The sequence below is a fragment of the Butyrivibrio sp. AD3002 genome, from assembly GCF_000420905.1.
Lineage (GTDB): Bacteria > Bacillota > Clostridia > Lachnospirales > Lachnospiraceae > Butyrivibrio.
Map to the genome: position 1 here is coordinate 64360 of NZ_ATVV01000004.1, position 16820 is coordinate 81179.

General features: G+C 43.4%; 16 protein-coding genes. All 16 read right to left on the reverse strand.

Going from position 1 to position 16820, the window contains the following annotated elements; genetic code table 11:
* Positions 1-3: 3 nt before the first annotated feature.
* The 16 genes from phnE (G596_RS0104750) to G596_RS0104825 all read right to left on the reverse strand — a co-directional run bounded on the left by phnE (G596_RS0104750) (position 4) and on the right by G596_RS0104825 (position 16796).
* Positions 4-813 (reverse strand): phosphonate ABC transporter, permease protein PhnE, encoded by an 810-nt coding sequence (gene phnE, locus G596_RS0104750; RefSeq protein ID WP_022760695.1) that lies wholly within the window; start codon positions 811-813, stop codon positions 4-6.
* Between the two features lie 61 nt (positions 814-874).
* On the reverse strand, positions 875-1696 hold the full coding sequence (gene phnE, locus G596_RS0104755) for a phosphonate ABC transporter, permease protein PhnE (RefSeq protein ID WP_026497892.1): 822 nt from the start codon (positions 1694-1696) through the stop codon (positions 875-877).
* Positions 1697-1701: 5 nt separating this feature from the next.
* Positions 1702-2475, reverse strand: coding sequence for a phosphonate ABC transporter ATP-binding protein (phnC, locus tag G596_RS0104760; protein WP_022760697.1), 774 nt, complete (start codon positions 2473-2475; stop codon positions 1702-1704).
* 227 nt (positions 2476-2702) lie between these two features.
* Positions 2703-3818 carry a phosphate/phosphite/phosphonate ABC transporter substrate-binding protein gene (locus G596_RS0104765; RefSeq protein ID WP_026497893.1) on the reverse strand — a complete coding sequence of 372 codons (1116 nt, stop codon included), beginning with the start codon at positions 3816-3818 and terminating at the stop codon, positions 2703-2705.
* A gap of 162 nt (positions 3819-3980) precedes the next feature.
* Positions 3981-4346, reverse strand: coding sequence for a DUF1667 domain-containing protein (locus G596_RS0104770; RefSeq protein WP_022760699.1), 366 nt, complete (start codon positions 4344-4346; stop codon positions 3981-3983).
* A gap of 2 nt (positions 4347-4348) precedes the next feature.
* Positions 4349-5611: an NAD(P)/FAD-dependent oxidoreductase gene (locus tag G596_RS0104775; RefSeq protein ID WP_022760700.1), complete on the reverse strand. Its 1263-nt coding sequence runs from the start codon at positions 5609-5611 to the stop codon at positions 4349-4351.
* A complete protein-coding gene (locus G596_RS0104780; RefSeq protein ID WP_022760701.1) occupies positions 5611-7071 on the reverse strand; it encodes an NAD(P)/FAD-dependent oxidoreductase in 1461 nt (486 codons plus the stop codon). The genes G596_RS0104775 and G596_RS0104780 overlap by 1 nt, the downstream gene beginning before the upstream one ends.
* A 296-nt stretch (positions 7072-7367) precedes the next feature.
* Positions 7368-8090, reverse strand: coding sequence for an MIP/aquaporin family protein (locus tag G596_RS0104785; protein WP_022760702.1), 723 nt, complete (start codon positions 8088-8090; stop codon positions 7368-7370).
* A gap of 92 nt (positions 8091-8182) precedes the next feature.
* Positions 8183-9682, reverse strand: coding sequence for a glycerol kinase GlpK (gene glpK, locus G596_RS0104790; protein ID WP_022760703.1), 1500 nt, complete (start codon positions 9680-9682; stop codon positions 8183-8185).
* Positions 9683-9735: 53 nt separating this feature from the next.
* Positions 9736-10314: a glycerol-3-phosphate responsive antiterminator gene (locus G596_RS0104795; protein ID WP_022760704.1), complete on the reverse strand. Its 579-nt coding sequence runs from the start codon at positions 10312-10314 to the stop codon at positions 9736-9738.
* A 391-nt stretch (positions 10315-10705) separates the two neighbouring features.
* Positions 10706-10948, reverse strand: coding sequence for a hypothetical protein (locus G596_RS0104800; protein WP_022760705.1), 243 nt, complete (start codon positions 10946-10948; stop codon positions 10706-10708).
* A gap of 104 nt (positions 10949-11052) precedes the next feature.
* Positions 11053-12318, reverse strand: coding sequence for a serpin family protein (locus tag G596_RS0104805; RefSeq protein ID WP_022760706.1), 1266 nt, complete (start codon positions 12316-12318; stop codon positions 11053-11055).
* Positions 12319-12340: 22 nt separating this feature from the next.
* Positions 12341-12979: an NUDIX hydrolase gene (locus G596_RS0104810; RefSeq protein ID WP_022760707.1), complete on the reverse strand. Its 639-nt coding sequence runs from the start codon at positions 12977-12979 to the stop codon at positions 12341-12343.
* Positions 12980-13128: 149 nt separating this feature from the next.
* Positions 13129-14493 (reverse strand): transglutaminase domain-containing protein, encoded by a 1365-nt coding sequence (locus G596_RS0104815; protein WP_022760708.1) that lies wholly within the window; start codon positions 14491-14493, stop codon positions 13129-13131.
* Between the two features lie 152 nt (positions 14494-14645).
* Positions 14646-15125, reverse strand: coding sequence for a fibronectin type III domain-containing protein (locus G596_RS0104820; RefSeq protein ID WP_022760709.1), 480 nt, complete (start codon positions 15123-15125; stop codon positions 14646-14648).
* 135 nt (positions 15126-15260) lie between these two features.
* Positions 15261-16796: a hypothetical protein gene (locus G596_RS0104825; RefSeq protein ID WP_022760710.1), complete on the reverse strand. Its 1536-nt coding sequence runs from the start codon at positions 16794-16796 to the stop codon at positions 15261-15263.
* Positions 16797-16820: the final 24 nt, after the last annotated feature.

Below are 16820 nucleotides of genomic sequence, written 5' to 3' on the forward strand. Positions count from 1 at the left end.
GGTTTATCCTCTTGTTAGTTTAACTCTAATTTGTGTAGAAATATACTCTATTATGAGAATTAGTACGATAAGTCCGGCGAGGATAGCGCCTGCTTCGTTCCATTTGTAGGAATTCATTGCGAAAATAAGAGGTGCACCAAAACCACCGGCTCCAACCATACCAAGGATTGTAGCGTCTCGAAGGTTGATATCGAATCTGTAAATTGCTGTTGATGCAAAGTTGGGTAAGAGCTGAGGCAAAATACCATAGCGGATCTTCTGCCAGGTATCACAACCTGCAGCATCAAGAGACTCTACAACACGAGTATCGAGGTCCTCTATTGCCTCGATGTACATCTTACTAATCATTCCGACGGAGCACACGCCCATTGTGAGAAGACCTGCGAAAGGTCCGGGCCCCGTTACACGGATAAACATAAGACCATACACAACTGCCGGTATTGTGCGGACAGCCATAATAATGATTCTGCCTGCAAAAGCTATCGGCTTAGGTGTAAGATTTGATGCTGATATAAAGGCAAGCGGAACTGAAAGTATAGCTCCGACAATTGTTCCAAGGAATGCGATACATATAGTCTCGAGCATCAGGTAAGGAACGCCTTTTGTAGTCAGGTTAAAAAGGAAGGACAGATCCGGCTGGAATATTCCCTTGATGATATTCAGGGCTATCTCTCCGCCATCCATAGTGGTTCCGGCAGTTTCAACAGCAGTTCCGCTCCAGACCATAAGTCCGACAAATATAATTGCAATAGCAAGATGATATATCCAAGTACGTGGACGCTTTTCATATGCTTCTTTAATTCTTTGATTCATAATTATCTCCTAAAAAACCAACCGTGTTTAAAAAACTCACCAAGTCCTCTAAGCAGTGAACTTATACAAGCTTCTTACGAAGCATTCTGCTGATTGACTCAATGATAAATACTGCTATGAAAAGTGCAACAAGCACGGTTCCCACGCTTGAATACTCTCTCCAGGAGATTTTTTCATTAAGAATAAGACCGATACCGCCTGCTCCTACATATCCGAGAACAGCTGCATATCTTACGTTACCCTCAAAGTTAAAAAGGCAGTTTGAGAGATAGAACGGAAGCACCTGCGGAACAATTGCAGATATAAAAGCTCTCGCCTTTGTTGCTCCCATAGCTTCCATAGCCTCGAACGCTCCCATGTCTACCGTCTCAATCTCTTCGTAGGTGAGCTTACCGATATATGCAAAGGAAAATACCGCAATCGCAAAAGTACCCGCGAGGGTTCCGAGTCCGAAAACAAGTGTTGCTACAAGCGCTGTAACCAGTGTGGGAAGAGTTCTTATTAGTGAAAACATAACTCTTATCACTGATACAACCACCTTATTGGGACATACGTTAGTACTTGCAAGCATCGCAAATGGTACTGATAAAAGCGCTCCCAGAACTGATCCCAGAAGTGACATTTTTATAGTGTCGAAAAGAGGTGACCACACCTTCTCAATATAAGAAACGTTAGGCGGGAACATCTCTCCCAGAATTACAAAAAACTGTCCGATTCGCTCGGATAATATCTTCATATCAAAGCCTGTGACTTTTACGGAAACAGCACACATAAGAAAAACAAGAATAAAATAAACCGGCATTCTTGATGCTTTCTTTTCCACAGTCTTCCCATTAGGCAGTGTATATACTTTAGGTTTGAAAATCTTATCGTATATGCTCACTGTAATCACCCCTCTTCATCCTGGACATTGCCCTGTGCATCCACTTTTCCCTTATAGATAAGGCTGAGTACCTCCTTATCTACTTCGCCGGCAGGACCGTCGTATACAATCTCTCCTTCTCTGATTCCAACGACTCTTGTAGCATATTGAAGCGCGAGATCTACGTGGTGAATATTGATAAGAATTGAAATATTCATCTCTTCGTTAATACGCTTAAAGTCATCCATAACCTGCTTAGCTGTTACAGGATCAAGAGCAGCAACCGGCTCATCCGCAAGAATTATCTGCGGACTCTGTGCAAGAGTTCTCGCAAGAGCAACTCTCTGCTGCTGACCACCTGAAAGCTGATCTGCACGAACAAAAGCCTTGTCAAGGATCCCAACCTTATCAAGACACTCAAGCGCCTTCATCTTTTCATCCTTTGTGTATATGCCAAAGGTAGATCTAAACCAAGGCATATCCGGAACAAATGCTGTAAGAACGTTCTTGATTACGGTAGTTCTTGTGATCAGGTTGAAGGACTGGAATATCATACCAATCTTTCTGCGAAACCTTCTGAGCTGCTTTCCGGACAGACTCATCACATCAACATCATCCACGGTGAGTTTTCCGCTCGTAACATCGTGCATCCTGTTGATGGTACGAATAAGTGTGGATTTACCTGCACCTGAAAGTCCGATAATTGCTACAAATTCTCCCTGCTCAATTTCAAGGTTAACATGCTTTAAGCCCTCGAAACCATTGGGATATTTTTTTCCTACATCTTCAAACCTGATCATGATATTTCTCCTGAATTCTTACAAAATCAATTATATTAGGCTGGCCTATTGTATCCCCTCATCCGTCAGCTGCGCTGACACCTGTCTTCACTCCGTTTCGGTCCGCGCTGAACCGACGTCCCCTGGAAGTCGAGCGCCCCCCAAGGGGAAGGCTAAAACACAATAAAACAGGGAAGGTATCCTAAAACACCTTCCCTTTGTGTACTATATTATGACTGAAACCGGTGTTAGTTCATAGACTTGATAAGTTCCTGCGCAGCTCTCTCAGCGTCGTAATCTGCTGAATTAGCCTCTACATAACCGTTGTGGTTGTAGATTGAGATAACTTCTTTTCCTGCGTCTGAATTGCCGATATTGATAAATGCAGTCTTGAGCGCAGCCTTGAAAGCATCATCCATAACAGGAGATGTCTTGCTTACGCTGATTGTATCATTGTAAATACCGTCTGTTACACCAATTACGTTTGTCTCATCCCAGATGCTGGCTTCTCTGCCGTAATCTGTTGTCCACTTGTCCTCGTTGTCACGTCTTGCATCAGCATAGCAGCAAACAACGTCGATCTGGCCTGAAGCAAGTCTTGCAAATGCATTACCGTAAGAGTCAGCCTGTACAGCGTGTGAAAGATCTGTTACATGCTTCTCATAGTTTGCCTGAAGCCAAAGTGAAGGATAAATATATCCTGCAGAAGATGAAGAGTTCATTACGCTCCAGTTAAGTCCGTCGAGGTCTTCCCATGTAAGGCTCTCACCGTTGTTAACCTTCTCAGCTACAGCCTGACCTGCCTCTGAAGGACCTGCAATGATAAGTCCGCGATAGAAAGTAACCTGATCCTCTGTGGGCTCTGTGGGCTTGTTGTCATTCCAATCCTTAGCATTGGGGCTCTCGATTGAAAGACCGTCTCTTGTTGCTGTAAGAAGAACATCGCAGCCATCCTCGTAAAGAACAAAGGTACCACCGGGGATAAGTCCGATATCGATAGTGCCTGCTGAAAGGCCTTCACCAACTGCCTCATAGCTTGTTCCAACAGTGATGTCAACTGTACCAACCTCATAGCCAAGGCCTGCAAGCTCGTCTGTAAGGAGCTGCTTAAGGGGCTCAGTAGCTGTTACGATCTCATCGGGCTCACGTGAAGGTACAAAACCGATTGTAAGCTTATCAATCTTAACTGTCTCAGCGGGTGCTGCAGCAGTCTCTGTGTCTTCTGTAGCCTCTGTGGTTTCTGTAGCCTCTGTAGCCTCTGTTGTCTGAGTCTCAGTAGCTGTGTCTGTTGTCTTAGCTCCGCAGCCTGCAAGCATTGTGATTGTGCTGACACCTGCGATCATCATTGCTAATAATCTCTTCATAATTCCTCCTGCTAAAAAACATTCCTTTTTTTCGTAAAAAGAGCCCATGCAGAATCCCCACATGAGCTCCATACAACAACCATTAAAATTATATTTAACTTACAAATTAATGTCAACGAGATGATGTTTCGGAAAATATTAAGATATTCTTAAGTTTCCAAATTACTTAGCAGCAACTTCTCTTGTTGCCACAACATCAACTCCGGTTCCCGCAACATTTTTTACCACAACATCGCCGATGTGGACGGGTGCTTTAACACATGCATCATCAATTTCTTTCATGCATTGGAAAATCTTATCCTTCGGGATATTTGATGCAGTTTTAACTGATACGCGGGGCTTGTCTCCTCCCTCGATAACTGCAGTACTTGTGACTGTGCGCTCGGGATGAGTAACCTCATTTCTTGCATACTTATCACCAATGGCGCAGGTGTTGCCCTTTACGGCTATAACTTCGCCCTCTTCCAATTCTACTGTGATCTGGCAGCCCATGGGGCAGCCGATACATGTAAGTTCTCTTTTTTCCATGATCAGTCCTCCGCCTCAATCTTGATTGTTATCTTCTTCGGAGAAGCTTCCTGAAGCTTTGTCTTCTGAAGTATTACCTGTTCCATCTCTCCGGGAGCCATGATGCGCTTTTTATTGTGCATAACACGCTCATCATCGAAGTAAACACTAACGTATGAATCCTTGTAAACAGCACCTACACGGAATCTTACAGTAAGAAGATCATCCATGCGATCAACGTTAATTGTTGAAGGAACTGTGTAGCGGGCTCCGTCTGTAGCAAAAAGTTCTACCACTTTATCTCCGGCTGTCTCGCCGCCCTTTACGAACTTGGCTGCGTTTGCACCGGCTCTTGTTGCTTCCTCAGAAACGTAGTCAACAAGGTCATGAACATGAAGAACGTTACCACAAGCGAATACTCCGGGGATGTTGGTCTCAAGAGACTCATTAACAACAGGTCCTGATGTAACAGGATTCATCTCTACGCCTGCATTTCTTGAAAGTTCGTTCTCGGGAATAAGTCCGCAGGAAAGAAGAAGTGTATCACAGGTGTAGCGCTCTTCTGTTCCAGGTATGGGCTTCATGTTTTTATCAACCTCAGCAATTGTAACTGCTGTAAGGTGCTCTTTTCCTTCAATGTCCACAACAGTGTGTGAAAGCTTAAGCGGGATGCCAAAGTCATCGAGACACTGAACGATGTTTCTCTTAAGTCCGCCGGAATAAGGCATAAGCTCTGCAACAACCTTAACCCTTGCTCCCTCAAGAGTCATACGTCTTGCCATGATAAGTCCAATATCACCGGAACCGAGGATAACAACCTCGCGGCCCGGCATATAGCCTTCCATATTTACAAGTCTCTGTGCGGTACCGGCTGAGAAGATACCTGCCGGACGATATCCGGGAATATTGAGGGCTCCTCTCGGACGCTCTCTGCAACCCATTGCAAGGATAACAGCACCAGCCTTTATCTGATACATTCCGTCCTCACGGCTCATTGCCGTAACAACGCGGTCAGCTGAGATATCCATTACCATGGTATGAAGTCTGTACTCGATCTTTTCATCAAGAACCTGATCGATGAAACGCTGTGCATACTCGGGACCTGTGAGCTCCTCCTTGAAGGTGTGAAGTCCGAATCCGTTGTGGATGCACTGATTAAGGATTCCACCAAGTTCTCTGTCACGCTCTAATATAAGAATTTTATCTACTCCTGCTTTTCTTGCGGAGATAGCGGCAGCAAGGCCTGCAGGGCCACCACCAACGATTACGATATCATAAGAAGTCATTACTGCTCTCCTCCCTTCTGGTGTTTGGTGCGTTCCATTACAATGTTGGAAGTCCCGCCGCTCTTGGTTATTTCTTCATATGAAAGTCCAAGTTCGCGATGAAGGATTTCCATTGTACGTGGCGAGCAAAAGCCTGCCTGGCATCTTCCCATTCCTGCTCTTGTTCTTCTCTTTACACCATCAAGTGATCTTGCTCCCAAAGGTCTGTGGATTGCATCGAGGATCTCTCCCTCGGAAATAGACTCGCAGCGGCAGATGATGTTGCCATATGCGGGATTCTTTTTAATAAGTTCATTTCTCTCTTCTACAGAAAGATCTGCAGGATTCATGATGTCTTTTCTTGTGCTCTTCCATTCTTTCTTAGCTGTGAGACTCATCATATCCTTCAGCATATTTCCAACCATCTCACCGATAGCAGGGCTGGATGTAAGTCCGGGTGACTCGATGGCTGCTACGTCGATGAAGTGCTCAGCGCCCTTTACCTCTCCGATGATGAACTCATGACGAGCTTCATGCGCACGGAGTCCTGCGAAGGAAGTAATAACCTTTTTCATAGGAAGATTCTTTACATGGTCATTAGCCTTTGCAATAAGATCATTGATTCCGGCTGCTGTTGTGTTTGTTCCTTCCTTATCTTCAATATCAATAGCTGTAGGTCCTACAATGAGGTTGCCGTGAACAGTAGGTGATACGAGTACGCCCTTACCAAGGTTAGTAGGCTGCGGGAAAATTGTATGACTTACATGTCCGCCAACTTCCTTATCAAGCAGGCAGTAATCTCCGCGTCTCGGGATAATCTCAATCTTGTCGTCATCCTGAGATACCATATTGTGGATTACTCCGGAATAAACGCCTGCTGCGTTTACTACATATCTTGAAACATACTCGCCGTTGTTTGTGCGAATATGCCACAATCCGTCTTCTTTCTTCTTAATATCTTCAACCTTAGTATTGAATCTGAAATCAACTCCATTCTCATTTGCATTTTCAGCCATAGCGATGCAAAGCTTGAACGGGCAGATAATTCCACCGGTAGGTGCATAGAGAGCACCCTCTACGTTGTCTGAAAGATTAGGCTCCATCTCAAGAGCTTCCTCGCGGCTAAGAATCTTCATATCCTTAACGCCGTTCTTGATTCCTCTGTCGTAGAGGTCCTGAAGTCCGGGAAGTGCTTCCTTATGGATGCATACAACCATGGATCCATTTCTCTTAAATGGAATGTCCAGATCGCGGCAAAGATCATCCATCATCTCATTTCCGCGCACATTCAGTTTTGCCATAAGTGAACCTGCAGCAGCATCAAAGCCTGCATGCACAATTGCGGAATTTGCTTTTGATGTTCCCTCACAAACATCTTCACATTTTTCAAGGACACAGAAGTTGCCTTCATAACGGGAGAGTTCTCTGGCAATCGCGCTTCCCGAAACTCCTGCGCCTATGACAATTACATCATATAACATAGTTTTATCTCCTATTTCTTTATTATATTAAGGCCGAAAGGCCTGCCTCCGTTGCTCTCCGTGGCTCATATAGTACACTTGCCTTTTCGCCCCGGAGACAGGCCTTTCGGCCCTAGCTACATTAAAAATGGAGTCGGTTAATAAGCGTATCTCATCATACGTTTCATACCGACTCCATCCCTCAGTGTATCTTTATTAAGTTATTTCCATTTCAGAATAGGAACTTCTTTTCATATTATAATCCCTATTGAATAAGAAAAGTAATACAAGATTACTGTTTTTAAAAAATTTAGAAATTAGCCAAACATGTGAGCAGCTGCAAGTGCATTGTAAAGAAGAGATGCAACGATACCGCCGCAGATAGGTGCTACAGCAGGAATCCATCCATAGCTCCAGTTGCCGTTCTTCTTGCCAAAGCTGGGAGCAAGTGCAAGATAAGCAAGCCGAGGAGCTGTATCTCTTGCTGCATTCATTGCGTATCCTGTAAGTCCTCCGAAGGAAGCACCGCAAGCAACGATTACGCCGTATACAAGTACCCATACAGTACGATCTGAGCCAGCAGGGATCAGAGCAAGTGTGAATACAAGAACGAATGTAGCTACGAACTCAGAAAGGAAGTTCAATACCTGGTTCGGGATTGAAGGTGCTGTGCAGAAGCATCCGCGAACAACATCATCATTAGCTGTAGCCTTGATGTGATCTCCATAGAGAACCATAAGGATAGCTGCGCCGCAGAAACCACCAAGCATCTGAGCTACGATCTGACCAGCAACTGTGCTCCAGTCACCTGATCTGATTGCAAGACCGATTGTTACAGCAGGGTTAAAAGCCGAAGGGCATCCTGTGAAATTGCTCATTGCAAATGCAGGAACCATAACTGCCATACCCCATCCGATAAGGATATGTACTGCTCCGCCGCCCTTGAAGCCGGACTTCTCAAGCGAAACGTTACAGCAAACACCATCGCCAAGTAAAACAAGTAATAAAGTACCAATAAACTCGCCAATATAAACTGACATATTCGGTTACCCCCGTTTCTTTTTATTGCGGTCCGCCACTATGGCGGACCGATTATTAACTTTTCATACAAACTTTTTCATCCCAGTGTGGATCACTCTTTTGCCCATCCACGTGTAGCTGCAACAGCCTGTGACCAGCCCTTAAGAGCCTTTGTTCTGTCTTCGTCAGCCATCTCGGGCTTGAATTCCTTATCAACTGCCCAGTTCTTGATAACGTCTTCTTTGCTTGTCCAATAGCCAACTGCAAGACCTGCAAGATATGCAGCACCCATAGCTGTTGTCTCAACGCAGCAAGGACGAAGAACGTTGGTATTGATGATATCTGACTGGAACTGCATGAGGAAGTTGTTCATGGAAGCACCACCGTCAACCTTAAGGGATGTAAGGTGCTTGCCGGAGTCAAGTTCCATGCAGTGAAGCACGTCATAACTCTGATATGCAAGTGACTCAAGAGTTGCACGAATTACATGATACTTATTTACGCCACGTGTAAGTCCTGTGATAACTCCGCGTGCGTAAGGATCCCAATAGGGAGCGCCGAGTCCTGTAAATGCGGGAACTACATAACATCCGTTTGTATCTTTAACTCTTGTTGCGAAGTATTCTGAATCTGGTGAGGAATCAACGATCTTAAGCTCATCACGGAGCCACTGAATAGCTGCGCCTGCTACGAATACAGAACCCTCAAGAGCGTAGGTAACCTTTCCGTCAAGTCCCCATGCTATTGTGGTAAGAAGGTCGTTCTTGGAGAAGATCGGCTTCTCGCCTGTGTTCATAAGAATGAAGGAACCTGTACCATAAGTATTCTTTGCTTCGCCTTCCTGGAAGCAGGTCTGTCCGAACAGAGCTGCCTGCTGGTCGCCGGCTGCGCCTGCGATGCGGATAGGGCCGCCAAAGAACTCAGGATCAGATTCGCCATAGATGCAGCTTGAAGGCTTAACTTCAGGAAGCATGCTCTTCGGAACCTCGAGGATCTGGCAGAGCTCATCATCCCACTCAAGTGTATTGATGTTGTAAAGGAGTGTTCTTGAAGCGTTGGAGTAGTCGGTTACATGAACCTTACCCTTTGTCAGCTTGTAGATAAGCCATGTATCTACAGTACCGAAGCAAAGCTCACCCTTCTCTGCTCTTTCACGAACGCCTTCAACATTCTCAAGGATCCAACGGATCTTTGTTCCTGAGAAGTAAGGGTCAAATTTAAGACCTGTCTTCTGCTGGAATTTCTCAACGATTCCGGGGATCTTGCCCTTCATCTGCTCAGCATAGTCTGCAGTACGACGGCACTGCCAAACGATTGCATGATAAACGGGCTGACCTGTTGTTCTATCCCAAACGATAACTGTCTCACGCTGGTTAGTAATACCGATTGCTGCGATATCTTCAGCCTTAGCTCCAACCTTCTGCATAGCCTGACGTGCTACGGAAAGCTGTGTCTGCCAGATTTCGTTGGCATCGTGCTCAACCCAACCGGGCTGCGGGAAATACTGTGTGAACTCCTTCTGAGCTACAGAACACATCTCACCTTTTTCGTTAAAAAGGATACATCTGTTACTGGTTGTTCCTGCATCCAGAGCCATTACATATTTTGCCATTTTTCTTATCCTCCTTTAGTCTATTTATATAGCCGTTTCGGCTTTAGGCACATTTACATGTTCCATACCTCTTTGTTGGTAGTAGAAACCGCCATCGCTCCGCTTGAGAGCGCATTCATAACGTCATCTCTGTCTGAAATAAGTCCGCCTGCAATAACAGGCACTCTGCTTATTCCGTTGACGCGCTTTATAATCTTTGAAACCACAACTCCCGGAAGAATCTCAATCACATCCGGTTGACATGATCCGTACTGAGCCTGTTTCTCAATGTTCACCAGAGCCATACTGTCTATTACGAAATACCTGAGCACTGAATAAAGCCCCAAATCTCTGGCATGCTGTATAAGATTGCTCTTAGTGGTTATAATTCCGTCTGCCTTAGTGTTGTTCTTGATGAAATCAAGGCTTACGTCCTTACTGTTGTTCAGGCCCGTCACCAGATCCACATGAACCATCGCTATTCGTCCGGCATCTTTTATTTTTTGTACAATTTCACCAATGGTACAAATGTCACCATATAGAATAAAAATGATTCCGCAGTCTGTCTTCAGTGCTGCCGATAATCCTTTGTCATCCTTAACTGCGGCGATTACCGGATTTTCTTCTATCTTATCTATAAAATCTCTATACATTAAAATTCAGCCTTATCTCAATTTATTAAATCGTATTTATTTAAAAAATGGCGCAAAAAAAGAACATGTCTAACAAACAGGTTTCAGCCTGTATATTTGTAAAAGCCACATTCTCTAATCTCACCGGCGCTCATTAACTTATGAATCTATGATAACGCCCTTTTATGAAATTTTCAACATAAAATTTATAGTTTTTTTATTTTTTATGTGTATTTTTTACACTTTAACACGTTAAATCGATTTTTGTTTGTGCTATTTGTCTACCTTTTTCATAAAGCATAGTCAAAATGTATAGATTTTATCACAAACAATGCCGGCGAAAACTTGTCAAATGCAGTATCTGACATGTTTTGCCGGCATTAATGAATTATCTTTAAAGCATTCGGATACGTTACTTTTTCCCCGCATCAGCCATCATTGCAAGGCTTCGTGCCATCGACTCAAAGGTATCATGCTGATTTGCTGAATCTCTGTCTGCGATCATGGCAAGAGTCTGCGAAATATCATTGAGAGCCATCATCATGTTCTCCAGCGCCATTTTCTGAATCTCAGCATCATCGCCCTTTTTTACTACCTGATCATATTTCATTATTCTCTGCTGCTGCAATCCTGTAACTTCTGATACTCTGCTCATAATAAGAATTCCCCTTTCCATAAGAAACAGTGTTGTTATGATAATTATATCCGAATAATTCTAAAATTCTATTAAATAACGATAACAAATTGATAACCTTTTCATCATTTTACAATCTGCCCGTAGAAAAGTATCTTCGGATCATCGTTATCTGTGACAATATAGTATTTGAAGGGCTCATCGGCTATAAATTCCTTTGTTTCGATCTTTTCACCGGGAGGCGCCGCCCCAAGCACTGCTATCATGCTCGCTGCAGTAGCTTCAATTCCTTCTTCATCCACTTTGATCTTTGTCTTCTGAATAATGTCGGAAATAAAAACTTCCGAATCGCTTATCATAGCTGAAAAATCTGCCTCTGGTGAAAAAGCAATCCCTGCTCCCCTGCTTTTCATGAATTCAGTTAATTCACTATTGTCAAAAGATGCTTCCGTCTCAAATTTGGGGAGCTTAATATGGACATTTTCCGATCTGCAATCATCTATCTTGCCGCAAACATCCTCAATGTCTCCCAGCATAAAGATAACATCGACATCTCCCTGCATAGGCAGGATTACAAATTTCCCATCAGCATCCTCATAATATCGGAAGTGATCGGTCTGCTCCATAAAATCCTTCTTAACGGTATCTCCGTCTATGCTCTTAAAGTCGCCTTCCTTCGTATTCATTTTTTCAAAATTTTCTACCCAGCTACTCTTCAAATAGATTGTATTTGCAAGGACCATATCTACCTGAGAAAGATCATCACTCATCTTGGGAACCAGGCCTTCAGTTCCTTCATTAACCCAGTCGTTAACAGCATCTGTGATCTTATCGGGTGCAACATCCTCCGCATCAGCATGATACAGCTGCCTGATGTTCTGTTTATATGCTTTGTTTATGCTGCCCTTTGATGCGGTATTATGCCATGCAGAGTTCAGCATTTTGAAGGTTATAAATCCACTTGCCGTATCCGGCGCAAAAAGTACATTGTTGTACCATTCATTCATCTCATCCTCGTTTTCAAATCCCATAGCTTTTATTAGACTCGTCTTTGTGTCTGAGTCTGCGCCTGCCACAGCCAGAGCAAGAACCGCTCTGAAGGATGCCGGTGACACCATATAGTTTTTATCGCTGTATCCGGATTTTTCGAGAAAAGAAATGAGTTCTTCGTCAAAGTTAGTGGATATTTCTGTCATATCATCGTCTCCTTCGGGGGTAGTATCTGCAGTTTCAGCGGAATCATTTGTGTCTTCTTCGATATCTGTATTTTCTGATTTTTCGTCCGAAGCTACAGCTCTCCTGCTTCCTATGCTTTTTATAGCTGAAAGGCTGGCTATAAAAAACAGTATGCCGGCCACTATTACCGCCAGTCCCTTTAAAGCATTCCTCATATATGTCCTCCTCAAGTAATAATTATTTTTGTCCGAGCGCTCTTAATGCCATAAGCCAGGCCATCACATGCACCGCCTGCTGAAACTCTCCGCTTTTTATAAGCTCATCAATTTCTTCCGGTTTAATACTGTAAACGTTCAGGAATTCAGTGTCATCAAGCTGCTGCCCGGAGACCTTTTTGCATCCTTTTGCCATGAAAACATATGCATAGTTATCAGCAATTGTTGCATTTGAAGGAATTGTTATGAGATGTGTCCAATCGTCCGACTCATACCCTGTCTCCTCGGTCAGTTCACGCCTTGCAGCTTCAAGTGCCTCCTCCGCTTTGCTACAATTGATGTTATCACCATTTTGTGAAAAATCTCTGTACTCTTTTCCGTCACTTCTTTCTATTCCACCAGCCGGGAACTCTGTGGTCACTTGTCTAATCCCCTGCCTGTATTGCCTTACGCAGATCAGATTCCCATCCTCATCAAAGGGTACAATTACCACATAATCTCTTCTGCTGTAGCTGTAGTAGGGCTCAAATTCAGTTCCGTCAGGGAACCTGAAGGCAGACTGTCTGAAATCAATCCACTCATTCTTAATTATGTGCTCGGTCTTAACCTCTTCCCAAATCAAATTTTTGTCGTTTTCTTTGTTGAACGGAAATTTATTCATAGTTGTTCCATCTCCTTTATTACTTTACTAATAATAGTTCAGCCATATTTTTTTGTCCATGAAGAAGCGGTTGGAGATAAATCCAACCGCTAAGACTTTCCCTTAAGTTTTACATAATCCCATGTCATGACTCGGCCAATTGCTTCCCCTTAATCCGCCACAGCGATGAACACGCCTTCATTGCATGCTGGCAGATAGACCGAATTATACATCCTCTTGTGATTGTAATTATCACGGTCGGAGAGATTGAAGTAATCGTAGACCGTAGGATCCTGGTCATCCCAGGTTACATCCACATTGTAGTAGTTATCGCCGAGCTTTATTATGTTCCAGGCATGCATCTGTCCGGCGTAGCCCGCACAGAGATAAGTCGGAACGCCAAGTCTCTGCATCAGATACTGGAACGCTTTGGCATAGCCCGCGCACACTGTATCATTTCCGACAATAGCACTATAAGCGCTCTGATCGAGGGGATTATGCTTATAATTCAGCTTTTCCGCAAGCAAATTATGGATATAAACCTCTTTCGAAAGATCATCCGGGAGCCCGCTTGCACCTGCCACAATCTGATCAGCCGCAGCCAGGAACTGACTGTTCGCTGAAGGAATGTCCTTTATCTTATCGTAGTATCGAAGGCGAAGCTTCACAGCCACTCCCTGATAGTCATATTCCTGATAAAAAGTTGTATCAAGCCAGAAGAGCTCGGGATGATCAAACACAACACTCATGATTATCATCTGCATCGTGTCCATTGTTACCTGCTGAACCGGTCTGAAGGCGGGATTCAAAGCTCTTGTATTCGCATATATCTGCCTATAAAGAGATTTTCCCTCTTCACTTAGCATATTGTAATAGGGGTAAAACTGCGAATCAAAGGTGAGGCCTTCGCCCAGATCTCCGTAATCCACACTGTTTATGGCCTGTCTTGCAAGACCTTCATCATCAAGCTCAATTATCTCAGGATCAAAAGCTGCATAGCCGCTCTTTCCAGCGGGAACTCCGGGAGCATAAGCCACAGCTTCCGCATTGTCTGAACCATCCGAAGAGACTGTATCTTCTGCTTTGGTCTTATTATCATCAGACTCAACAACGACATGAATTCCTTTTCCTGTGAGTACGTCAACCATAGCATCGGCAGCGTTTGCAACATCCTCAACGGTAACGTCGTTGTCTGCAGGATTATCAACCTCGGTTGCTTCAAGCTCCGCAATGGCATCAGAAATACCGGTGACTGCATTTGTAATCATGTCACCTAAACCGGAGGAAGAATTTTCTTCACTTTCAACATCGTGGGAATCAGTTTCTTCAGAATTGCCGTAGATATAGTCCCAGTCCGGGACCTCGACATAATACTTATTAGAAGTGTCCACCTGAACCTCTTCTTCATCCGCAGGCTGCAGGAGGGCACCAACCCATACACCAATATCGGGATTTACCACGCACGCAAGAATAAAAGCAAGGCATGCAAATACTAATCCCATTAATCCGTAAGCAATGTTCTCTAATATCCTCATATCATCACATCCTTGTGAAAAAATCGTTAATCCGTTAACCGAAAACGAAAGGGAGCCATAAGCCCCCTTTCACTATTATTATAGTAATTCACGCAAGATATTGATATTAAATAAGTATTAAAAAATACATATATCTTTAGGAAAAAGTCATCTTATTTGAATTTGTACTTCTTTACCTTTGACCATTTTCCGTATTTAATGCCTTCATCATTCTCATTGAATGCACGAACACGTATATAATATGTTCCCTTCTTTTTTAGTCCTGTCACTCTTACAAAAGTTTTACCTTTTCCTTCATTCGTGAATTCCTGGATTTCCTCATATTCGATATCTTCTTCGCTATCATAATCCTCTTCCGGCATCTCGAAGCTCTTATAAGGAGAAACCTGTATTTCGTAGCCCTTACAATTTTTCGCAACACGTCCCCAGGTGATCTTGACAACTTTCTTCATCTTCTTCACGTTTATATTCTTTACCTTGGCAGGAGCTTTTATTTTCAGCTCTTCATCGACATCTTCGTCCTCTTCGGCATTTACCTTATCCGGACCGATAAATGTAGAAACCGGAACAGCCGTAAAGAGCATAGCTGTCGCAAGCATTGCACCAAGAACCTTAAATAGTCTCTTCCTCATAGTGTTACCTCCTCGTAAGAAATAGTAATCTACTATATATTTTGTCATTTGTATTATTGTTCTTCAACATGCAGACACTATTTGTCAATGACTATGGTTCTGGCACAAAACGTGCCTGTGTTTTTTATAAAAATATTATTTTATCTTTTTATATAAATAATAATTAAACTCTGCTCCTTCCCATCCGTAAGTCTCCTTGTCGATAAGGTCATAATGGTCACCAATGGAATCCGGTATATGATCGCGCACAAGGACGTAATCTATAAGCCCCTCCCTGACATATCTCTCCTGTTCGAGGTAGGGATTATTTTCAGGTTCGTCAACATTAAGAGTCTGAGTCTGAAACCATCTGCAGCTTGGAACAATATCGCACAAAGTGTAAAGTCCGGCATCAAGGCACCCCACATTTAAGAGTGTCGGATTCTCTGATTCAAGAACTTCATCGCGGAATCTGTACATAAAATAGCTGTCCCTATCCACTTTCATGAAAGGAATGTTCATGGAATTATTCGCAATAAAAAGCATTGCAAGTGCTGTGCAAATAGCGGGAATAAATATCTTTCCGGAAAATCCCGCCTTTGAAACAAAATTTCCCACAAATGAAAAGCCAAGTACCGCAAAGATAGCGAGCGGCAACGAATAATAGGGAAGGTCTCTTCCGCCTCCGAAAAATCCCAAAAACATAAAAGCAAAAAGCACCGGCACATTTAGTCTTGCCAGCAAATTTATCTTGTTTTTTGAGTACTTTACTCCAAATACGCTCCAGATCATTCCAACTATAAGCGGCACAAAATACTGCCAGTCATCTCTAATCAGCCAGTACAGTGTCTTCGCCATATAGAGAAGGCGCCCCATAACTCCCGGAACTTCGCTCTCCACCTTGGTGTACACAAAAACATTTACATACACATATCCCCAGTACCACTCATAGAGACCACCCTGAATTCCAAAGTATACTATCCACGGAACAAACGGCAGAAACATCCCAAACAAAAAAACGAAACAGGCTTTTATCCCCTTCAAAAATTCACCATGTGCAAGGAATGAAAAGAACACCAGCATCATCCATGCAAAGAAAAATCCAAGTCCGGTGAACTTGATATTCGCGATGAAGCCCGCAAGAATTCCACCATAAAAAACACTTTTAAACGGCATGACTGCCTTGTTGTAATCATTTTTAAAATATGCAAGTGAAAGGTATAAGCCCGCGGCATAGAACGGAAGGCATATCTCCTCAGCCGCTCCGCCCCACCAGAAGCTCCTGGAGCAAACAATAACCGCAAAGGTCAGTACGGCCAGGATTGCAGAAAGAACTTTTCCTTCCAAAGAGTCAGGCTTCTTCCCTGCGTCAAACAGTCTGATTATCCCGTAAAAAGCAATCACGTCCGCAAATCCGAGCACACATTCAAGTACAAATACCCCTATAAAAGTTGTATGTGAAATCAGGTAAGAAAGCCCGTAAAGAAAATACAGATACATCCCCTTCTGATCAAAGACGTCCCTATAGGGCATTTTCCCGTTGAAAATGGCCTTACCCATGGAAAAATAGCTGTTTGCATCGTCCCAGTTATTCAGAGGATACAAAAAAGACGATCTAGTTGCCAGCATAAGACATAAAACTACTGAAACTCCAAGATATATGTATATAAAAAGATTATTCTTCTTTCGCATTTTATCACTGTCTCCCATCTATGC